This window comes from Pseudomonas sp. W2Jun17, assembly GCF_023127795.1.
Lineage (GTDB): Bacteria > Pseudomonadota > Gammaproteobacteria > Pseudomonadales > Pseudomonadaceae > Aquipseudomonas > Aquipseudomonas synxantha_A.
Map to the genome: position 1 here is coordinate 302,065 of NZ_SPKO01000025.1, position 20,210 is coordinate 322,274.

A 20,210-nucleotide genomic window follows, 5' to 3' on the forward strand; every position below is an offset into this window, starting at 1 on the left:
GATTATCATGTCCCGCATTCTCTTTTGGTGACAGCGATATGACTGATCAGCGCAAAGGCAGCGATGCCGAACCCACCACTCACTTCGGTTTCAAGAACGTCCCGGAAAGCCAGAAAGCGGAAAAAGTCGCTGAGGTGTTTCACTCCGTGGCGGCCAAGTACGACCTGATGAATGACGTGCTTTCCGGCGGCATGCACCGTCTGTGGAAGCGCTTCACCATCGAGTTGTCGGGCGTACGCACCGGCAACCGGGTACTGGATATCGCCGGCGGCACGGGCGACCTGGCCGCCAAGTTCTCCAAACTGGTCGGCCCCACCGGTCAGGTGGTTTTGGCCGATATCAACGGTTCGATGCTCAAGGTCGGCCGCGATCGCCTGCTCGACAAAGGTGTGGCCGGCAATATCGAGTTCGTCCAGGCCGACGCTGAGAAGCTGCCGTTCCCCGACAACCATTTCGACTGCGTGACCATCGCCTTCGGCCTGCGCAACGTCACTCACAAGGAGGACGCGATCCGCTCGATGCTGCGTGTCCTCAAGCCAGGTGGCCGCCTGCTGGTGCTGGAATTCTCCAAGCCGACCAACGCGCTGATGTCCAAGGTCTACGACACTTACTCGTTCGCCTTCATGCCGCTGATGGGCAAGTTGATCACCAATGACGCCGAGAGCTACCGCTACCTGGCCGAATCCATCCGCATGCACCCCGACCAGGAAACCCTGAAGTCAATGATGGTGGAGGCCGGTTTCGACCGCGTGACCTATCACAACATGACCTCCGGCATCGTTGCATTGCACCGAGGTATCAAACCCTGATGCTGCTCGCAGGCCTTCTCGCAAGCGTCGAACATGGCCTCAACCGTGTTCTGCGCCTGGACAGCACCGCCCTGGCACGGCTCGCGCACTTGAACGGCAAAGTCATTGCCGTCGACTGCCGCAGCCCCGCTGTGCAGCTGTTTATCCTGCCCAGCGATGAAGGCTTGCTGCTCGCCACTCAATGGGCCGCCGACGCCGACTGCACCTTGCGTGCGCCGGCCTCCAGCCTGTTGCACCTGGCGCTGAGCCGCAACAAGACCGCCATCCTCCACAGCCCCGAGGTGGAGCTGGAAGGCGACAGTGCGGTGCTGATGGACCTGGCCGCCGTGCTGCAGGACCTGGAGCTGGATTGGGAATACGAACTCTCGCGCTGGATCGGCCCGGTCGCCACCCAGTTGCTCAGCGGGCACCTGCGCAGCCGCTCGCGCTGGTACCAGCAAGGGTTCGCCAGCCTGAACCAGAACCTCGCCGAATACCTGAGCGAAGAATCGCGCACCCTGGTCGGGCAACGGGAAGCGCAAGCGCGCTTTCGTGAGCTCGACAAGGCCAAAATCGACCTGGAACGCCTCGAGGCCCGCTTCGAACGCCTGAGCCGCTCCCTTGATCCAAGCGATAACGCATGAAGCTGCTCGCCGTCCGCCGTTTGTTTCGTATCCAGCGCGTCGTAATCCGTTACCGCCTCGATGACCTGCTGTTTGCCCTGCCCCTGCCCTGGTTCCTGCTGGCGGTGCGTTATGTGCTGCCGTGGCGCTGGTTCCCGCGCAAACAGCTGGAGCTCAGCCGAGGCGCGTGCCTGCGCCTGGCGTTGCAGGATCTGGGGCCGATCTTTATCAAATTCGGGCAGATCCTCTCCACCCGCCGCGACTTGCTGCCTGAAGACATCGCCGACGAACTGATGCTGTTGCAGGACCGTGTGCCGCCTTTCGATTCACAGCAGTCGATGGCGTTGATCGAAGAACAACTGGGCCAGAAGATCAGCGAGGTGTTCAGCCGCTTCGATGTCGAGCCCCTGGCCTCGGCCTCGGTCGCGCAGGTCCACGCCGCACAGCTCAAGACCGGCGAAGAGGTGGTGGTAAAAGTCATTCGCCCGGGCCTCAAGCCGATCATCGGCCAGGACCTGGCGTGGCTGTTTATCCTGGCTCGGGCGGCCGAACGTTTTTCTGCCGACGCGCGTCTGCTGCACCCGGTGGATGTGGTCGCCGACTACGAAAAAACCATCTACGACGAGCTCGACCTGCTGCGCGAAGCGGCCAACGCCAGCCAATTGCGACGCAACTTCGAAGGCTCGCAACTGCTGTACGTGCCACAAGTGTATTGGGACTGGTGCCGGCCGAAAGTGCTGGTGATGGAGCGCATCTACGGCGTGCAGGTCACCGACCTGGCCACCCTCGCCGACCAGCGCACCGACATGAAGATGCTCGCCGAACGCGGGGTGGAGATCTTCTTTACCCAAGTATTTCGCGACAGTTTCTTCCACGCCGACATGCACCCCGGCAACATCTTCGTCAGCACCGTCAATCCGTGGAGCCCGCAGTACATCGCGATCGACTGTGGCATCGTCGGCAGCCTGACCCCGGAAGACCAGGACTACCTGGCGCGCAACCTGTTTGCTTTCTTCAAGCGCGACTACCGCCGCGTGGCGCAGTTGCACATCGATTCAGGTTGGGTGCCGGCGGAAACCAAGCTCAACGAATTCGAAGCGGCGATCCGTACCGTATGCGAACCGATCTTTGAAAAACCGTTAAAAGATATTTCCTTCGGTCAGGTGCTGATGCGCCTGTTCCAGACTGCGCGGCGCTTCAATATGGAAGTACAACCGCAGTTGGTGCTGCTGCAAAAAACCCTGCTCAACATCGAAGGCCTGGGCCGCCAGTTATATCCGGACCTCGATCTGTGGAACACCGCGCAACCGTTCCTGGAGCGCTGGATGCGTGAGCGGATGAGCCCGAAGACCATGTTGGGCAACCTGCACAGCCAGTTCGAACAACTGCCGCACCTGGCCAACATGACCCGCGATCTACTGGAGCGCATGTCCCAGCCCCACGCCAAAGACCCCGAGCCGCCTTGGCGCAAGCGCAAGGACGACTGGTTCCTGCGCCTGCTCGGCGCCGCGCACCTGGTGGGCGGTGTGATGCTAGTGATCGGCGGGCCGCTGAATCAACTGGGTCACTGGCCAGCCGGAATCATGGTGGCGGTGGGTGTTTATCTGATCGTGCGTCGATAGCCAATCCGGTTATACACTGTCGCAAATTGCCGGAGCCGAACATGAAAAACTGGCTGGACGAGATCAAGTGGGACAGTGACGGCCTGGTGCCGGCCATTGCCCAGGACTACAAGACCGGGCGCGTATTGATGATGGCCTGGATGAACCGCGAGGCGCTGAGCCTCACCGCCACTGAGCAGCGCGCCATCTACTGGTCACGTTCGCGTGGCAGACTGTGGCGCAAGGGCGAAGAATCCGGACACGTGCAGGTTCTGCATGAAATGCGCCTGGACTGCGACGCTGACGTGGTGATCCTGATGGTCGATCAGATCGGCGACATCGCCTGCCATACCGGGCGCCACAGCTGTTTCTATCGCGTCTTCGAAGACGGCGAATGGAAGACAGTGGACCCAGTGCTTAAAGACCCGCACGCCATTTATTCGGCAGGACACTGAACATGAGCGATACCCTGAACCGTGTGGCCCAGGTGCTGGAAGACCGCAAAGGCGCGGATGCCGACAGCTCCTATGTCGCTAGCCTTTACCACAAGGGTCTGAACAAGATTCTGGAAAAACTCGGCGAAGAATCCGTCGAGACCATCATTGCGGCCAAGGACGCGCAAATCAGCGGTGATTACAGCGATGTAATCTATGAGACCGCCGACTTGTGGTTCCATAGCCTGGTCATGCTTGCCCAACTGGGGCAGCATCCACAGGCCGTGCTGGATGAACTGGACCGTCGCTTCGGCTTGTCCGGGCACGCCGAAAAGGCCTCGCGCCCGTCCGCCTGATTAACCAAGACTTGAGGATTTGCAGCATGGGCATTTTTGACTGGAAACACTGGATCGTCATTCTGGTGGTGGTTGTTCTGGTGTTCGGCACCAAAAAACTGAAAAACCTCGGCACCGACGTCGGCGAGTCGATCAAGGGCTTTCGTAAAGCCATGAACGACGACGAGAAACCCGCCGAGCCAAGCGCAAACCCGGTGCCACCGGCCCAGCCTGTGCACCCGCAGGCCGCTCAGCCGATCACCGAGCGTCGTACCTTCGACGTGCAGGCTGAAAAAGTCCAAGAGCCGACCCGCAAAGACTCGTGAGCACTGACTAATGTTTGGTATCAGCTTCTCTGAACTGCTGCTCGTCGGCCTGGTGGCCCTGCTGGTACTGGGGCCGGAACGCCTGCCCGGTGCCGCACGCACCGCCGGCCTGTGGATCGGGCGCCTGAAACGCAGTTTCAACGCGATCAAACAGGAAGTTGAACGTGAAATCGGTGCCGACGAGATCCGCCGGCAATTGCACAACGAACATATCCTGTCGTTGGAGCAGGAGGCGCGCAAGATTCTTTCCCCGGTGCAGGAGCCGGCCAAGCCGGTCACTCCGGTGGCCGAGCAGAGCATCGCGCCAGTGTCCCCTGCCGAAGCCGTTCCCACCCCGATAACGCCTGCGCCGACGCCCGTCGCGTCGCCCGCGCCCAATGACCCTACACTGCCGCCGCGAGCCCCATGAGCGCTGATAAACCGGAAAACGACCAGCACATGCCGCTGGTCTCGCACCTCACCGAGTTGCGTACCCGCCTGCTGCGTTGCGTAGCGGCCATCTTCATCATCTTTGCAGGGCTGTTTGCGTTCACCCAGCAGATCTACACCTTCGTTTCCACACCGTTGCGCCAGTACCTGCCTGTCGGCGCGACGATGATTGCCACCGACGTGTCGTCGCCGTTCCTGACGCCATTGAAGCTGACCATGATGGTTTCGCTGTTCCTGGCGATCCCGGTGATCCTGCATCAGATCTGGGGCTTTATTGCGCCGGGCCTGTACAAGCACGAGAAGCGCATCGCAGTGCCGTTGCTGGTGTCGAGCATCCTGCTGTTCTATACCGGCATGGCCTTCGCCTACTTCCTGGTGTTCCCGCTGATCTTCAAGTTCTTCGCCGCCGCCACCCCGGCCGGCGTGGAGATGATGACCGATATCACCAGCTACCTCGACTTCGTGATGACGCTGTTCTTCGCCTTTGGCGTGGCCTTCGAAATCCCGGTGGCGGTGGTGTTGCTGGTGTGGATCGGAGTGGTCGACGTCAAATATCTGAAGAAGATCCGCCCGTACGTGATCATCGGCTGCTTTGTGGTCGGCATGATCCTCACGCCGCCGGACATCTTCTCCCAGACCTTGCTGGCCGTGCCGATGTGGATGCTGTTCGAAGTGGGCATCCTGTTCAGCGGCTTGATCAGCAAGCGCGGCGAACACCCGGACGACCAGGCTGCCGACGACGACCAGCCGCCAGCGACCCAGCCGTGAACCTGCTGCTGCTGGAAGACGCCGACTTCATCGCGGCCGACCGCGTGGTGCTGCGTGATCGGCGCCTGGTGCATATGCAGGAAGTCCACCGCGCCGCCGTAGGCGACAACCTGCGTGTGGGCCGCATTGGTGGGCTGATGGGCAATGCCCAACTGCTGCGCCTGGACGCAGGCGAAGCCGAGCTGCAAGTCAGCTTCGACCAACCGCCGCCGCCAAAGCTGCCCCTGACACTGCTGCTGGCCCTGCCCCGCCCGAAGATGCTGCGCCGGGTGCTGCAAACCGTGGCGGCCATGGGCGTGCCCAAGGTCGTGCTGGTCAACAGCTACCGCGTGGAAAAAAGCTTCTGGCAGACCCCATTCCTGGAACCTGCAGCGGTTCGCGAGCAACTGATCCTCGGTCTGGAACAGGCGCGGGACACGGTGCTGCCCGAGATCATTATCGAAAAGCGCTTCAAACCGTTTGTCGAAGATCGCCTGCCGGCCATGGTTGAAGGCACCCTGGGCCTGATCGGCCATCCCGGTGATTACCCTGCGTGCCCCCGGGGGCTGGATGAGCCGGTGACGCTGGCGATTGGCCCAGAAGGTGGTTGGATTCCCTATGAGGTGGACCTGCTGACCAAGGCCGGTCTACAGCCGGTGCAGCTAGGTGCGCGCATCCTACGGGTTGAAACCGCCGTGACGGCCCTGCTCGCCCGACTGTTCTGATATCAAATCCAAAAACACTACAGCCCCCTCCCACATTGGATCTCTGGCGCTACAGAATCCTATGCCCATGCCGATAGCCTCTGAATAAGTCCAAGCCTTGTTCCAGGGGAGTTCGCAGCATGTATCGTTGGTTAGCCGAGAAACTGGGGAATGTAAGCGTCAACCGCAAGCTGAGCGTCGGCTTTGGCCTGGTGTTGATCCTGACGCTGTTGATCACCTTTACCGGCTGGACCGGCCTGGGCGACGTAATCAATCGCGGCGATAAGCTGGGTTTTATCTCCAGCCTCAATGGCCTGACCAAAGACCTGCGCCTGGCGCGCCTGGACTTTGATATGCGCCGCGGCGAACAAGGCACTGACGCGGTCACCGGCCTGATTACTCAGTTGGACAATGGCCTTGAAACCGCCGCGCAGTTAATCGAACAGCCCAATGACAAGGCCCTAGTCGAACAACAACAGGAAGCGTTGAGCCAATACAAAAAAGCCTTCGCGGCCATGGTCCAGGCGGGCCTCAAGCGTGAGGGCGCGCGCAGCAAGCTCGGCGACACCGCCGACAATGCCGTGGCCAAAACCAACGAGATTGAAAAAAGCCTCCTGCAAGGCGACAGCGTCACCCAGTTCAACAGCGTGGTTGACCTGAGCAAGCTGATCCAGCAAGCGCGCTTCCAGGTACGCGGCTACACCTACAGCGGCAAAGTCGAGGCCGAGCAACCGGCCCTTGATGCCATCGACAATGCCCTGAAAAAAATCACCGAACTGCAAAGCCAACTGCCAGCGCCCTACCAGGCCAACCTGCAAGAGGCTGGTGTCTCACTGCAAGCCTATCGCGCCGCCGTCAGCCAATATCGCGACTCCCAAGTGGCCAGTGCCGCCGCCCTTAAAATCATGAGCGCCCAGGGCGATATTCTGCTGGGCCATAGCGAGAAACTCACCACGTCGCAAACCGCAGTGCGCGACCACGATGTGGCCCAGGCCAAGTATCTGTTGCTGCTCGCCACCGTACTGGCGATGGTCTTCGGCCTGTTCGCAGCCTGGGCCATCACCCGCCAGATCGTCATCCCGCTAAACCAGACCCTCAAGGTCGCCGAGCGCGTGGCCTCCGGCGACCTGAGCCACAACCTGGACTCTGGCCGCCAGGACGAGCTGGGCCAGTTGCAACGCGCCATGCAGAGCATGACCGTGGGCCTGCGCGCGTTGATCGGTGGTATCAGCGACGGCGTCACCCAGATCGCCAGCGCGGCCGAGCAGTTGTCGGCCGTGACTGAACAGACCAGCGCGGGGGTCAACAGCCAAAAGGTCGAGACCGATCAGGTCGCCACCGCCATGAACGAAATGGCCGCCACCGTGCAGGAAGTTGCACGCAATGCCGAGCAAGCCTCGGAAGCTGCTGTAGCCGCAGACCAACAGGCCCGTGAAGGTGACAAGGTGGTCGGCGAAGCCATCGCCCAGATCGAACGCCTGGCGACCGAAGTCGGCAACTCCACCCTCGCCATGGGCGATCTGAAGCGCGAAAGCGACAAGATCGGCAGCGTGCTTGACGTGATCAAATCCGTCGCCCAGCAAACCAACCTGCTGGCGCTGAATGCAGCCATTGAAGCGGCGCGTGCCGGGGAGGCCGGGCGTGGCTTCGCGGTGGTGGCCGATGAAGTGCGCAGCCTGGCCCAGCGCACACAGAAGTCCACCGAAGAGATTGAAGAGCTGATCGTCGGCCTGCAAAACGGTACCCAGCAGGTGGCCTCCATCATGGACAACAGCCGCGGGCTGACCGACAGCAGCGTTGAACTGACGCGTCGCGCCGGCAGCGCATTGGCGAATATCACCCGCACGGTTTCAACCATCCAGGCGATGAACTCACAAATCGCCACCGCCGCCGAGCAACAGAGCGCCGTAGCCGAAGAGATCAACCGCAGCGTGTTGAATGTGCGTGACGTATCCGAACAGACGTCCTCGGCCAGCGAAGAAACCGCTGCGTCGAGTGCAGAACTGGCGCGCCTGGGCATTCATCTGCAAGCATTGGTCGGCCGCTTCAGGGTCTGACACGCTCACACCAGGGAGTGGCCCGTGCGGGGTCCTCCCTGCAACTTGTGAAATTTCCTACACGTCTTTCAGGTCAATTCTTACGCGCCCCGTGCCGAAAAGATTTAGCGTTCCCACTCCTCCTGACCTGCGTCAGTCGGACTGCGAGACGCTTTCTCTTTGCTGATGGAGGTGCATCATGTTTCGACCACTGACCCGCGTATTGGGCAATACCAGCGTCACCCTCAAGCTTATCCTTGGCTTCGGCCTGGTGCTGGCACTGTGCATTGCTGTCGCCCTGACGGGATGGCAGGCACTGAACGACTCGCTCTTTCGTGCACAAACCTTGACCACTCTTTCTCGATTGGCCGTGACCGGTGAAGAACTACGCGCCGAACGGATTTTGTACCGCACCCTCAATGAACCGACGAACTTCGACAAGATCGGCCGGCACATGGAAAAAATCGACGGTTACCTGGTCGAGTTGGCGGATCGCCTGAAAATCCAGGCACATCTGCAGCAAGTCCAAGACTCCAGTCGCCTCAGCGCGCGCTTCAAGACCGCACTGGGCGGGCTACCCACCTTGATGCAACAACGTGAGCAAGCGCAGAAGGGGCTCACCAGCAGTTCTGTGGCGGCCAGCGACACCCTTGGACAATTTTCCAGTGACTTGCCCGACCAGAACGATGAGAAAGCCTTGGATAGCGTGGAAAACCTGCGCCTGGCCTTGGAAAAAGCCGAAGACCGCGCCAAGGCACCGGCATGGGCCGCAGACACACTGCAGATTTACACCCAAGGCGTGGACGACGCGCTCAAGGCCCTCGACGGTGCTCAGTCTGCCGTGACGGCTTTACCGGTCGACAGCACCGCTCTGAACAGCGCCCTGCTCGACTATCGCGCCCAACTCAACCGCGTCAAGGACGCGCAGGTCACTGTTGAAAACACCCAGAATCAACTGGAGCAGTGGCTGGACCAGTTACTCTCGCAAAGCGACCGCCTGAGCGAGGAACAGACCCTGCAACGCGACAAAGAAGCAGACTTGGCTCGCCTGATGTTGCTCTACGTGACAGGCGCAGCGCTGCTGCTCGGGGCCCTCGCTGCCTGGCTGATCGCCGGCCAGATCGTGCGGCCGTTGCGCCAGGCGCTGCTGACAGCCAACCGCATCGCCGAGGGCGACCTGAGCCACGATATCACTACCTCGCGGCGCGACGAACTGGGCCAATTGCAACGCAGCATCGGCCAGATGACGCTCAACCTGCGCGCCCTGATCGGCGGTATCAACGACAGCGCCCGCCAGATCGCAAGCGCCGCCGAGCAACTGTCCGCCGTCACCGAGCAAACCCGCGCCGGGGTCAATGGCCAGAAACTGGAAACCGAGCAAGTCGCCACCGCCATGAACGAAATGCTCGCTACCTCCCAAGAGGTCGCTCGTCACGCAGAGCAAGCCTCGATTGCCGCCACTGAGGCTGATCAACAAGCAGGTGTGGGCGACCAGGTGGTGGCCGAAGCGATTACCCATATCGAACATCTGGCCGAGCAGATGAACCGCTCGAGCCTGGCGATGCAAGGCTTGCAACAGGAAAGCCAGAAGATCGGCAGCGTGCTGGAGGTGATCAAATCGGTGTCCGAGCAAACCAACCTGCTGGCCCTTAACGCCGCTATCGAAGCGGCACGCGCGGGTGAAGCCGGTCGCGGTTTCGCTGTAGTGGCCGACGAAGTACGCACCCTGGCCCAGCGCACCCAGCAATCAGCCGAGGAAATCGAGATGTTGATCGAGGGTTTGCAGCGTGGCACGCAACACACCGCCGATATCCTGGACAACAGTCTCAGCCTGACCGACAACAGCGTGGAGCTGACGCGCCGCGCAGGCGCAGCTCTTGCCAACATCACCCGTACGGTATCGGTGATTCAGGAGATGAACCCACAGATTGCCGCAGCAGCCGAGGAGCAAAGCGCGGTGGCCGAAGAGATCAACCGCAGCGTACTGAAGGTCAAGGATGCGTCGGAACAAACCTCGACCGCCAGTGAGCAGACGGCGGCGGCCAGCATCGAGCTGGCGCGCCTGGGCACAGACCTGGCGCGCTCGGTAGGCCGGTTCAAGGTCTGAGCAGTTACAACACCTGGCGCAGGAAGGCTTGAGCCCGCGGGTCCTGGGGGGCTGCAAAGAAGGCTGCGGGCGCGGCATCTTCGAGCAGTTTGCCATGGTCGAAGAACAGCACCCGGTCCGCCACTTCGCGGGCAAAGCCCATCTCGTGGGTCACACAGACCATGGTCATGCCTTCCAGGGCCAGGGTCTTCATGACGTCGAGGACTTCGCCAACCATTTCCGGGTCGAGCGCCGAGGTGGGCTCGTCAAACAGCATCACCTTGGGCTCCATGGCCAGCGCTCGGGCAATCGCGACCCGCTGCTGTTGGCCGCCAGACAGGCGCGATGGAAACTCATGGGCCTTCTGCGCGATACCCACCTTTTCCAACAGAGCCAGGGCCTTGGCCTCGCGCTCTTGCTTGCCGCGCTTGCGCACGACCTTTTGCGCCAGGCACAGGTTTTCCAGCACGGTCATGTGGGGGAACAGGTTGAAATGCTGAAACACCATGCCGACTTCACGGCGATAGGCGTTCACATCGGTTTTAGGATCGGCCAATTGCAGGCCATCAATGCTCACCGAGCCCGAGTCGAACTCCTCCAACCCATTGAGGCAGCGCAGGAAGGTGGACTTGCCGGAACCGGACGGGCCAATGACCACCAGCACTTCGCCCTTGGCCACCTGGGTGGTGACGTGATCAACCGCGCGTACCACATGCCCACGGGTGTCGAAGACTTTTACCAGATCGCGCACTTCAATCACTTTGGGCGAGCCTCCGCTCAAGCCGGCTGGCCATTTTCGACAGCGGCAGGTTGATCAGCAGGTACAGGCCTGCCACACAGAACAGGATCTCGAATGGCGAAAACGAGGTGGTGATCACTTCGCGGCCACTCTTGAGCAATTCGGTAATCGCGATCACCGACACCAGGGACGTGTCCTTGACCAAGCTGATAAATTGCCCGGCCAGGGGTGGCAGCACGCGCTTGAAGGCTTGCGGTAACACCACATGGCGCATCGACTGGCTGGCGCTCAAGCCCAAGGAACGCGCCGCTTCATCCTGGCCACGAGTGATGGACTGCACGCCGGCGCGGACGATTTCGGCCACGTAGGCGCCGGTGAACAACGACAGCGCGGCGATCCCGGCAAACTCCCGGGAGAGGTTGAGCACCGTGCCGATGAAGAAATAGAAAATGAAAATCTGCACCAGCAGCGGCGTACCGCGCACCAGTTCGACGTAGATCGTCGACAAATCCCGCAGGGTCGGGTTTTTGGAGAGCCGGCACAAACCGGTCGCCAAACCTATCGCCAAGCCCAGGATGCCGGACACCACCGACAGCCACAGCGTGGTCCACAAGCCCCACATCAGCGGCCCCAACGCCCACTGGCGGGTCACGCCGACCACATCGCCCTCAGCCACATCATCACCGCGCGCCACTTGCAGGCTGTTGTCGGCAACCGTGAGCTTTTGCTCGGCCCCCGCGTCGTTGCGCAGGGTGACTTCGGCCACATCGCCTTTGCGCACCAAATCGACCACGGTGGAAATATCCGCGGCGCGCTGGGAGGTTTCGGCTTGATAGGCGAAGTATTGCGGCACGCGGTTCCAGCGCCACTCGTAGGACATCAACGAGGTGGCGTAGTACAAGGCGCCAGCCAGGCCGACCAGCACGACCACCGTCAGCAGGTGCCAGGGCCATTGGGCTTTTTTCTGTTTCATTTCACTTTCCGGATATGTGTTGCCTGATAGGCCGCCATCGAGGGCAAGCCCCCTCCCACATTTGATGTGTAAATACAGTCAAATGTGGGAGCTGGCTTGCCTGCGATGCAGGCAACTCGGTGTCAGGCCTTATTCCATGTCCTTGAGCCACTCGGAGCTCTTGAACCACTTGTCATGGATACGATCGTAGGTGCCGTCGTTACGGATCTGGTGCAGGAAGTTGTTGATGAAGTTGATGCTGTCGTAATCGCCTTTCTTCAAACCGAACGCCAGGGGTTCAAAGGTGAAGGGTTCTTCCAGGAACACCAGCTTGCCGTTGCCGACTTTCTTCTCGGCTACTACGTTATACGGTGCGTCATAGACGAAGGCGTCAGCCTTGCCGTTGACCACATCCAGCACGCCTTCCTGCTCGTTGTCGTAGCCGTGGTACTTGGCCTTGGAAATCAGCTTTTTGGCGACCATCTCACCGGTGGTGCCGAGCTTGGAGGTCAGACGGTATTTCTCATCGTTCAGGTCTTTGTAGGACTTGATGGTGCCTTCCAGGTCCTTGCGGATCAGCAGGGTCTGGCCGACCACGATGAAGGGTTCGCTGAAGTTCAGGCGCAGGTTGCGCTCCTGGGTCAGGGTCATGCCGCTGCCGATCATGTCGAACTTGCCGGTCAGGAAGGCCGGGATGATGCCGTCATAACCGGTGGACACCAGCTCCAGCTTGACCCCCATGGACTTGGCCATGGCCTTGAGGATGTCGACTTCGAAGCCGATGATTTCACCGCGCTTGTCAGTCATTTCGAACGGCATGTAGGTCGGGTCCATGCCGACTTTCAACGTGCCGCGCTTGACCGCATCGTCGATGGCACCGGCCTGGGCCGCAGTGGCAGCGACCATCGCGGTGACGCCGAGCATCAGCATCGAAAGATACTTTTTCATCTTCAAGACCCCTGAACGATTCTTATAAGGTCGGCGCACAAAAGGGCTGCGCCATTTCGGGATGCGATCCTAACCCACTCGTTGTCCGTCACAAAGGTTTCAGCGGTAAATGTTATCGGCGTATGTCGTAAAAGTCCTACGGCGGTGCAGTCAAGCGCAGGGGTAGACGCGTCTACGCAGCCCCTCGACAATTGATTGATGTGTAAGTAGTTATGACGATCACTCAATCTCTGCCATCCAGGCCGTGTCCCTGAACCACTTGTCATGCAGGTGATCGTAGGAGCCATCCTGAGCGATCTGGTTGAGAAAGTGATTGATCCAGTTGAGGCTGTCGTAATCACCCTTTTTCAAACCAAACGCCAGGGGCTCAAAGGTGAAGGGTTGTTCCAGTGTCAACAAGGCGCTGTTCTGCGGCCGGCTCATCGCGATCAGGTTGTAGGGCGCATCATGGATAAACGCATCGAACTTGCCTTCCACGACCTGCCGCACACCGTCTTCCGGTGTCGTCACCGTGCTCAGTTGAGCAGCCCCCAGAAAACGCTGGGCTGCTGCCTCTCCGGTCGTGCCCTGGATAGTCACCACCCGGTAGCTGGCGTCGTCCAGCTCTTCGATGCTGGAAACGATGCCGGCCAGGCGGGGGTGCAGCAGCACGGTCTGACCCACCACAATGAAAGAGTCGCTGAAGTTGAGCTTCAGGTTGCGCTCTTGGGTGACGGTCATGCCACTGCCAATCAGGTCGAATTTCTTCGCCATCAACCCCGGTACCAAATCCGTATAGGGCACCGCAATCAGCTCAAGTTCCACGCCCAGTGCACGGCTCATGGCGCGGAGCAAGTCAATTTCAAAACCGACGATGCGCCCCTGCTTATCGAGCATCTCGAAGGGCACGTAATTGGGCGTGGTCCCCACCTTCAACACGCCGCGACGAACAGCATCGTCCAGGGCGCCCGCACTCAGCAGACCCGCGTAAGCCCATAGGAAAACGCTAACCAGCAATACCGAACAATACCTTTTGATCATGAATGCCCCCGTGGCGAGTCAAATTTTGGGGGGCGATGCTAACCCAGCGACAGGCACGACAATATGCCTCGATCAAAGGTCTTTTGTTTCGAAATAACAAGGAGTTAGGGATAAAAGGAAGCGACTGTAAACGCTGTAGGACCAGCGTCTGCAGCGCCCCCGAGGCGAGCCCTCGGGGGCGTCTGAATCAGGCCGGTTGGGCCTGCGGCGACTGCGGTTGCAGAGGCAGCAATGGCGCGTGCGGATCTGCCTTGATCGAAGCACGCCAGGCACCGAGCCACTCGGCATGACCTTCGTTCCAGACCTGCTCATGCAGGCGAGCCAGGGCTACCGGGTCGCTGAGCAGGGCCAGGCGTTCGCTGTTGTTGAGGCCGGCAGGGCCGACTTTCAACGCATGGCGAACGCGCTCCATGCGCAGATACTCGATCGGCTCGGCCTCACGGTGACGCGAGGTCGCCAAGGCACAGGCCAGGGCGTTCTGCTGCGGGTCGACCACCGAACGCACGAAACCGTCATTGAGGGCGTGCCAACGGTTTTCGTGGGTGTACTTCTCGGTCGACAGCAGCGCTTGCGGCGGATTGTACTCCTCGGGGATCAGGAACAGGCTCTCGTCACGGGACTTGAGGCCCAGCTTGACCCGGCTGGAAATCACCGACACCGGAATCGACAGCATCAGCGAGCCGACAATCGGCACCAGCCACCACAGGAAACTTGGGTTCAACCACACCACCAACAGTGCCCACAGGAAGCCGAGGATAGTTTGCGGGCCGTGACGCTTGACCGCTTCACTCCAAGGCGTGGAGTCGTCGTCACGCTGCGGCGAGTTCCAGGTGGCAGCCCAACCGAGGAAAGCGGCGAGGACGAAACGGGTGTGGAAAATCATCCGCACCGGCGCCAGCAGCATGGAGAACAGCATCTCCAGCAGCATCGACAAGGTCACCTTGAACTTGCCGCCGAACTCCTTGGCACCCTTGGCCCAGATCAGGATGATGCTGAGCAGCTTGGGCAGGAACAACAGCACGATGGTGGTGGAGAACAGCGCCACCGCCTTGTCCGGGTGCCATTGTGGCCATAGTGGGTACAACTGGCGCGGCGCCATGAAGTACTGCGGCTCCATCAGGGTGTTCACCGCCAGCAACGCCGTGGACAACACCAGGAAGAAGAACCACAACGGCGCCGACAGGTAGGACATCACGCCGGTCAGGAACACCGCACGGTGCACCGGGTGCATGCCTTTAACCAGGAACAGGCGGAAGTTCATCAGGTTACCGTGGCACCAGCGACGGTCACGCTTGAGTTCGTCCAGCAGGTTCGGCGGCAGTTCTTCGTAACTGCCCGGCAAGTCGTAGGCAATCCACACGCCCCAGCCGGCACGGCGCATCAGCGCGGCTTCAACGAAGTCGTGGGAAAGGATTGCACCGGCGAATGCGCCCTTACCTGGCAACGGCGCCAGGGCGCAGTGCTCGATAAACGGCTTCATGCGGATAATGGCGTTGTGACCCCAGTAGTGGGATTCACCCAACTGCCAGAAGTGCAGGCCGGCGGTAAACAATGGGCCGTATACGCGGGTAGCGAACTGCTGCATACGCGCATACAGAGTGTCCATGCCCGACGCCCGCGGCGCGGTCTGGATAATCCCCGCATCCGGCGTGGCTTCCATCAGGCGTACCAGGCTGGTCAGGCATTCGCCGCTCATCACGGAGTCAGCGTCGAGAACGACCATGTATTTGTAGTCGCCACCCCAGCGACGGCAGAAGTCGTCGAGGTTGCCGCTCTTGCGCTTTACACGACGGCGGCGGCGGCGATAGAAGATCTTGCCAAAGCCGCCAGCTTCGCGGCACACGTCGAGCCAGGCTTGCTGTTCGGCGATGCAGATGTCGGCGTCGTTACTGTCGCTGAGCACAAAGAAATCGAAGCGATCCAGGTCACCGGTGGCGGCTACCGATTCGAACGTGGCACGCAAACCTGCGAATACCCGCGGCACGTCTTCGTTGCAGATCGGCATTACCAGTGCGGTGCGCGCATCCTTCGGAATTGGCTCGTTACCGGCACTTTTACCGGAGATTCGGTATTTATCGTGACCGGTCAGCAGCTCCAGGAAGCCCATGAGTGCGGTCCAGAAACCGGCCGAGACCCAGCAGAACAGAATCCCGAACATGATCAGGATGCTGGTTTGCAGCGCGTAAGGCATTACCTGAGTGGCGGTTTGCAGCAGGGTCTGGTTGCGGATTTCATCGAAGTCGACCAGCGACCAGCCCTGGTACGGCATGATGCCTTTCATGTACCAGCCGGCGACAATGGTCTGGCCCAGCATCAACACCAGCAGGATATAGCGACGGATCGAGCCCACGGTACGCCAGCGGGCAGCGGGCAGTACGCGCTCATCCTTGGGTGGCTTGGGCGGATTGGTGCGACCCGTCATCCGGCGCCAGCCGCGCACCAGGATGTTGGTGCGCCAGGGCTCGGGCACCACTTTGGTCCGGCGGATCGGCGGCGTGGCTTTAAGACACACGCGACCGCTGGCGTCGAGCGCCAGCATCTCGGCGTCTTGCAGCTCTTCGGCGCTGTTGAGGGTCAAGCGACGGCCGACCGAAGCCTGGGCGGCCTCAGTCGGTGCGTCGAAAGTCGACGACGACAAGCGTTCGTGCAATTCGCTGAACGAGTTGCAGCCCGCCAGCTCGGCGCGCTGCTCAGCGGTCAACGGGAGGTGCGCCAGATACTCGCTCAGAGTCTCTGGCCGGACATTTGAATTACTCATCGGCAGGCAACTGATAGCTCCAGGTTTCGGTCAGGACTTGTTCGGTCTTGGCCGGCTCCGGTGTGGCTGGGGCAGCTTCTGGCTGCGGGTCTTGCTTGTCTTTTGCGTCTTTCCTGGCCTGTTTCTCGTGCTGCTTGGCCAGGACTTTGTCAGCCTTCAACACGTGATTGGAAACCGGCTCAGGCGCTGGTTGCACCACATCCTGCACCAGTGCCGCACGCATTTCGGTCGGTTTGCCTGCGTCCTTGATCTTCATACGCAGAGTCAAGCGCCAGCCTTTGGTGTGTTCGTTGTAGCGCACACTGTTTTCAACCAGTTCGGCGTTGTCGCCCACGCTCACCTGGCTGCGCACCGGGGCGTCCGGCAGCAGTTTCTTCAGGGCTGGGCCCTCGAAGTCCACCAGGTAGGCCACGCTGCCATCGGGCTGACGGATCAGGTTGGATTGCTTCACGTCACCGGTAGAACGCAGGGTCTGCTTGACCCAAGCGCTGTCCGGCGAATGGAATGCAGCGTCGTCCAGGGTCCAGTGCAGACGGTAGGCGATGTCCAGCGGCTTGCCGACTTCCGGCAGTTCGGCCGGACTCCAGAACGCCACGATGTTGTCGTTGGTTTCATCGGCTGTCGGGATCTCTACCAGGTCAACGGAGCCCTTGCCCCAATCGCCTTCAGGTTCGATCCAGGCGCTTGGGCGCTTGTCGTAGTTGTCGTCCAGGTCTTCGTAGTGGCTGAAGTTGCGGCCACGTTGCAGCAGGCCGAAGCCACGCGGGTTCTCGACGCTGAAGTTGCTGACCGACAGGTGTTTAGGGTTGTTCAACGGGCGCCAGATCCACTCGCCATTGCCGGCGTGGATCGACAGGCCGCTGGAATCGTGGAGCTCGCGACGGTAGTTAAGCACCTTGGAAGGCTGGTTGGCGCCGAACAGGAACATCGAGGTCAACGGGGCAACCCCCAGCTTGCTGACCTTGTCGCGCAGGAACATCTGGGATTTCACATCGACCACGGTGTCAGTGCCGGGGCGCAGGATCAGGCGATAGGCACCGGTAGCGCGCGGCGAGTCCAGCAGGGCGAAGATCACCAGGTGCTTGTCGCCCGGCTTTGGTCGCTCGATCCAGAACTCGGTGAACCGTGGGAACTCTTCACCGGACGGCAGCGCGGTATCGATAGCCATGCCACGGGCAGACAGGCCATACACCTGGTCCTTGCCGACGACGCGGAAATAGCTCGCGCCGAGCATGGTCATGATTTCGTCTTGCTTGTCGGCCTTGTTGATCGGGAAAAGCACACGGAAACCGGCATAGCCCAGCTGTTCGGTGGCTTTGGGATCAAATTTCACGTCACCGAAATCGAAGCGAGTCGGGTCGTACTTGATTTCATGCACGCTGTCGGCGGTGACTTCATTGATTTTCACCGGCGTATCGAAATGCATACCCTGGTGATAGAAGGACAGCTTGAACGGGGTGTTCTGATCGGCCCACTCGGCTTTTTCGTTGCGGAAACGAATCTTCTGGTAGTCAGCGAATTTCATTTCGCGGAATTCGTTCGGCAGATTGCTGCGCGGAGCTTCGTATTTCTGCCCGGCCAGCTCTTTTGCCTTGGCCGACACATCATCCAGACTGAATGCCCACAGTTGACCCGCGCCGAACAGGCAAAACAGGGCAGAGCCCGTTACCAGTGCGTTTCGTAACCGTTTGGCAGACAATTTTGGTGCATTACAGGGACTAACAATCACGAGCAACCCTCGCCGAAAACAGATCAAAAAACCAACGGCCAGCTATCTATATGCCAGGTTGGCGAGCAATGTTCCGACTCCCCCAAGGCAAAATGATTCCCCAAAGGCTATCGGACAAGGCTCTACCTAAGTCAAAAATGGACCAAACAACGCTGATCCCCGTAGCGCGCGATTATCTAGTAGCCCGCGAGACAACGCATCAGGGACAGCGAAGTATTTGTAGCGAAAACCTGCGTTTTTAGGCATTAAAGTCGTTTTTCATACATTCATGTCTGTAAGAGAAAGGTCACAGGGCCATCATTGACCAAATGCACCTGCATATCAGCGCCAAAACGCCCTGACGCCACCTTGCCATGCAATTGTTGCGCTTGTAACAACAAGTGCTCAAAAAGCGCCGCTCCCAAGGCCGGAGGGGCAGCGGTGGAGAAGCTTGGCCGCAGCCCGCTCTTCGTGTCCGCCGCCAGGGTGAACTGCGACACCAGCAGCAACCCGCCGCCGATATCCTTGAGCGAGAGGTTCATCTTGCCCTCGGCGTCACTGAACACCCGGTAGTTAAGCAGCTTGTGCAGCAGTTTGTCGGCGCTCTCGGGCGTATCTGTAGGTTCGACGGCGACCAGCACCAGCAAACCTTGGTCAATCGCCCCCACGACCTCACCGGCTACTTCGACGCGGGCGCCACGCACCCGCTGCAACAGGCCCTTCATGCTTCTTCAGGCGGCAGATCAAGCAGGCGCCGTGCCATCTCGCCGGTGGCGCGCACCAGCGCGTCGGTGATGCCCGGCTCAGACGCGGCATGGCCAGCCTCGCGAATCACCTGCAACTCACTGTTGGGCCAGGCCTGATGCAGCTCCCAGGCGTTATCCAGCGGGCAGATCATGTCGTAGCGACCATGGATGATGATGCCCGGCAGATGGGCGATCTTGTGCATATCGCGAATCAGCTGGTTGGGCTCCAGGAAGGAGTTGTTGGTGAAGTAATGGCACTCGATACGCGCAATGGACAGCGCGCGTTGCGGTTCGGAAAAACGCTCCACATGCTGCGGGCTCGGACACAGGCCGAGCATGCGCCCTTCCCAACCCGACCAGGCTTTGGCCGCATGCATCTGGGCGATCTGGTCGTTGCCGGTGAGGCGCTTGTGGTAGGCGGCAATCATGTCGTGGCGTTCTTCCACCGGGATTGGCGCCAGGTAGTCCTGCCAGTAGTCCGGGAAAAGACGGCTCGCGCCCTCTTGGTAGAACCAGTGAATATCCTGCGGGCGGGCCAGGAAGATGCCGCGCACAATCAGGCCAAGCACACGCTCTGGATGGGTTTGTGCGTAGGCCAGGGCCAGGGTTGAACCCCAGGAGCCGCCGAACAGCACCCATTTGTCGATGCCCAGGTGCTCGCGGATGCGCTCAAGGTCGGCGACCAGATCCCAGGTGGTGTTGTTCTCAAGGTTGGCGCGGGGGGTGGAGCGCCCGCAGCCACGCTGGTCGAAGGTGACGATGTGGTAGAGGTTCGGATCGAAATAGCAGCGGCTCTGGGCGTCGCAACCGGCACCTGGCCCCCCGTGGATGAACACGACGGGCAAGCCCTCGGGAGAGCCACTTTCATCGACATACAGCGTGTGGGTGTCATCGACTGCCAGATCATGCCGGGCGTAGGGTTTGATCTGCGGGTACCAAGTCTGCATTGCGCGCTCCGTAGGGTGTCGGGTTCATCCCTGGGGGGACGTCTATTATTTTGCCGTCTCGCATCATAAACCCGAATTGTGCAATGAGCATGTCATTGAGCGCTTAGACCTGTGTCAGCCCTTCGCTGCTCAGGTAATGCAGCACGTTATCGTCGAGTTGCTGCAATTGCGTCACTGCCCTTTCCTACAAATCAGCGAGCAAGACATCTCACTACTGCGGAAAACTCTTAATTGCGACTGGATTCGACATCGCCAAGCTCAGAGCTCGCCAACTTTGAATAGA

General features: G+C 60.3%; 19 protein-coding genes. 11 read left to right on the plus strand and 8 right to left on the minus strand.

The window, feature by feature from the left end; genetic code table 11:
* Nucleotides 1–38 precede the first annotated feature (38 nt).
* From ubiE to E4O98_RS14970, 11 genes are all read left to right on the plus strand, one after another.
* Entirely contained in the window at nucleotides 39–809 is a 771-nt protein-coding gene (gene ubiE, locus E4O98_RS14920; RefSeq protein ID WP_003171186.1) for a bifunctional demethylmenaquinone methyltransferase/2-methoxy-6-polyprenyl-1,4-benzoquinol methylase UbiE, read from the plus strand.
* Nucleotides 809–1,432, plus strand: a complete 624-nt coding sequence (locus tag E4O98_RS14925) for an SCP2 domain-containing protein (RefSeq protein ID WP_005784000.1) — start codon at nucleotides 809–811, stop codon at nucleotides 1,430–1,432. Before ubiE ends, E4O98_RS14925 begins: the two co-directional genes overlap by 1 nt.
* Entirely contained in the window at nucleotides 1,429–3,033 is a 1,605-nt protein-coding gene (gene ubiB / locus E4O98_RS14930) for a ubiquinone biosynthesis regulatory protein kinase UbiB (RefSeq protein WP_005783998.1), read from the plus strand. Before E4O98_RS14925 ends, ubiB begins: the two co-directional genes overlap by 4 nt.
* A 41-nt stretch (nucleotides 3,034–3,074) precedes the next feature.
* The gene (gene hisI / locus E4O98_RS14935; protein WP_005783996.1) at nucleotides 3,075–3,467 is read left to right on the plus strand and encodes a phosphoribosyl-AMP cyclohydrolase; all 393 of its coding nucleotides are present in this window, start codon (nucleotides 3,075–3,077) and stop codon (nucleotides 3,465–3,467) included.
* 2 nt (nucleotides 3,468–3,469) lie between these two features.
* Nucleotides 3,470–3,802: a phosphoribosyl-ATP diphosphatase gene (locus tag E4O98_RS14940; protein ID WP_003187881.1), complete on the plus strand. Its 333-nt coding sequence runs from the start codon at nucleotides 3,470–3,472 to the stop codon at nucleotides 3,800–3,802.
* Nucleotides 3,803–3,828: 26 nt separating this feature from the next.
* The gene (locus tag E4O98_RS14945; protein WP_005783993.1) at nucleotides 3,829–4,107 is read left to right on the plus strand and encodes a twin-arginine translocase TatA/TatE family subunit; all 279 of its coding nucleotides are present in this window, start codon (nucleotides 3,829–3,831) and stop codon (nucleotides 4,105–4,107) included.
* Between the two features lie 10 nt (nucleotides 4,108–4,117).
* Nucleotides 4,118–4,516: a Sec-independent protein translocase protein TatB gene (tatB, locus tag E4O98_RS14950; RefSeq protein WP_248135633.1), complete on the plus strand. Its 399-nt coding sequence runs from the start codon at nucleotides 4,118–4,120 to the stop codon at nucleotides 4,514–4,516.
* A complete protein-coding gene (gene tatC, locus E4O98_RS14955; protein ID WP_248128476.1) occupies nucleotides 4,513–5,304 on the plus strand; it encodes a twin-arginine translocase subunit TatC in 792 nt (263 codons plus the stop codon). The genes tatB and tatC overlap by 4 nt, the downstream gene beginning before the upstream one ends.
* The gene (locus tag E4O98_RS14960) at nucleotides 5,301–6,008 is read left to right on the plus strand and encodes a 16S rRNA (uracil(1498)-N(3))-methyltransferase (protein ID WP_228309251.1); all 708 of its coding nucleotides are present in this window, start codon (nucleotides 5,301–5,303) and stop codon (nucleotides 6,006–6,008) included. The genes tatC and E4O98_RS14960 overlap by 4 nt, the downstream gene beginning before the upstream one ends.
* Before the next feature lie 119 nt (nucleotides 6,009–6,127).
* On the plus strand, nucleotides 6,128–8,044 hold the full coding sequence (locus E4O98_RS14965) for a methyl-accepting chemotaxis protein (protein ID WP_005783986.1): 1,917 nt from the start codon (nucleotides 6,128–6,130) through the stop codon (nucleotides 8,042–8,044).
* A 178-nt stretch (nucleotides 8,045–8,222) separates the two neighbouring features.
* Nucleotides 8,223–10,130, plus strand: a complete 1,908-nt coding sequence (locus tag E4O98_RS14970) for a methyl-accepting chemotaxis protein (RefSeq protein WP_103733947.1) — start codon at nucleotides 8,223–8,225, stop codon at nucleotides 10,128–10,130.
* Between the two features lie 4 nt (nucleotides 10,131–10,134).
* Here E4O98_RS14970 and E4O98_RS14975 read toward each other — a convergent pair whose 3' ends face one another.
* From E4O98_RS14975 to pip, 8 genes are all read right to left on the minus strand, one after another.
* On the minus strand, nucleotides 10,135–10,869 hold the full coding sequence (locus E4O98_RS14975; protein ID WP_032878328.1) for an amino acid ABC transporter ATP-binding protein: 735 nt from the start codon (nucleotides 10,867–10,869) through the stop codon (nucleotides 10,135–10,137).
* Complete coding sequence (locus E4O98_RS14980; RefSeq protein WP_248135634.1) at nucleotides 10,862–11,821, minus strand: amino acid ABC transporter permease; 960 nt, start codon at nucleotides 11,819–11,821, stop codon at nucleotides 10,862–10,864. Before E4O98_RS14980 ends, E4O98_RS14975 begins: the two co-directional genes overlap by 8 nt.
* 129 nt (nucleotides 11,822–11,950) lie before the next feature.
* On the minus strand, nucleotides 11,951–12,748 hold the full coding sequence (locus E4O98_RS14985; protein WP_005783978.1) for a transporter substrate-binding domain-containing protein: 798 nt from the start codon (nucleotides 12,746–12,748) through the stop codon (nucleotides 11,951–11,953).
* Between the two features lie 219 nt (nucleotides 12,749–12,967).
* Complete coding sequence (locus E4O98_RS14990; protein WP_032878330.1) at nucleotides 12,968–13,768, minus strand: transporter substrate-binding domain-containing protein; 801 nt, start codon at nucleotides 13,766–13,768, stop codon at nucleotides 12,968–12,970.
* 187 nt (nucleotides 13,769–13,955) lie between these two features.
* Nucleotides 13,956–16,526, minus strand: coding sequence for a glucans biosynthesis glucosyltransferase MdoH (mdoH, locus tag E4O98_RS14995; protein WP_005783974.1), 2,571 nt, complete (start codon nucleotides 16,524–16,526; stop codon nucleotides 13,956–13,958).
* Nucleotides 16,519–18,255 carry a glucan biosynthesis protein G gene (locus tag E4O98_RS15000; RefSeq protein ID WP_005783973.1) on the minus strand — a complete coding sequence of 579 codons (1,737 nt, stop codon included), beginning with the start codon at nucleotides 18,253–18,255 and terminating at the stop codon, nucleotides 16,519–16,521. Before E4O98_RS15000 ends, mdoH begins: the two co-directional genes overlap by 8 nt.
* A 266-nt stretch (nucleotides 18,256–18,521) precedes the next feature.
* A complete protein-coding gene (gene dtd, locus E4O98_RS15005) occupies nucleotides 18,522–18,959 on the minus strand; it encodes a D-aminoacyl-tRNA deacylase (RefSeq protein WP_005783971.1) in 438 nt (145 codons plus the stop codon).
* A complete protein-coding gene (gene pip / locus E4O98_RS15010) occupies nucleotides 18,956–19,927 on the minus strand; it encodes a prolyl aminopeptidase (RefSeq protein WP_005783969.1) in 972 nt (323 codons plus the stop codon). Before pip ends, dtd begins: the two co-directional genes overlap by 4 nt.
* Between the last annotated feature and the right edge of the window lie 283 nt (nucleotides 19,928–20,210).

Coding starts and splice junctions, on each gene's coding strand:
- ubiE (WP_003171186.1), top strand. CDS start 39: ATGACTGATCAGCGCAAAGGCAGCGATGCCGAACCCACCACTCACTTC.
- E4O98_RS14925 (WP_005784000.1), top strand. CDS start 809: ATGCTGCTCGCAGGCCTTCTCGCAAGCGTCGAACATGGCCTCAACCGT.
- ubiB (WP_005783998.1), top strand. CDS start 1,429: ATGAAGCTGCTCGCCGTCCGCCGTTTGTTTCGTATCCAGCGCGTCGTA.
- hisI (WP_005783996.1), top strand. CDS start 3,075: ATGAAAAACTGGCTGGACGAGATCAAGTGGGACAGTGACGGCCTGGTG.
- E4O98_RS14940 (WP_003187881.1), top strand. CDS start 3,470: ATGAGCGATACCCTGAACCGTGTGGCCCAGGTGCTGGAAGACCGCAAA.
- E4O98_RS14945 (WP_005783993.1), top strand. CDS start 3,829: ATGGGCATTTTTGACTGGAAACACTGGATCGTCATTCTGGTGGTGGTT.
- tatB (WP_248135633.1), top strand. CDS start 4,118: ATGTTTGGTATCAGCTTCTCTGAACTGCTGCTCGTCGGCCTGGTGGCC.
- tatC (WP_248128476.1), top strand. CDS start 4,513: ATGAGCGCTGATAAACCGGAAAACGACCAGCACATGCCGCTGGTCTCG.
- E4O98_RS14965 (WP_005783986.1), top strand. CDS start 6,128: ATGTATCGTTGGTTAGCCGAGAAACTGGGGAATGTAAGCGTCAACCGC.
- E4O98_RS14970 (WP_103733947.1), top strand. CDS start 8,223: ATGTTTCGACCACTGACCCGCGTATTGGGCAATACCAGCGTCACCCTC.
- E4O98_RS14980 (WP_248135634.1), bottom strand. CDS start 11,821: ATGAAACAGAAAAAAGCCCAATGGCCCTGGCACCTGCTGACGGTGGTC.
- E4O98_RS14985 (WP_005783978.1), bottom strand. CDS start 12,748: ATGAAAAAGTATCTTTCGATGCTGATGCTCGGCGTCACCGCGATGGTC.
- E4O98_RS14990 (WP_032878330.1), bottom strand. CDS start 13,768: ATGATCAAAAGGTATTGTTCGGTATTGCTGGTTAGCGTTTTCCTATGG.
- mdoH (WP_005783974.1), bottom strand. CDS start 16,526: ATGAGTAATTCAAATGTCCGGCCAGAGACTCTGAGCGAGTATCTGGCG.
- dtd (WP_005783971.1), bottom strand. CDS start 18,959: ATGAAGGGCCTGTTGCAGCGGGTGCGTGGCGCCCGCGTCGAAGTAGCC.
- pip (WP_005783969.1), bottom strand. CDS start 19,927: ATGCAGACTTGGTACCCGCAGATCAAACCCTACGCCCGGCATGATCTG.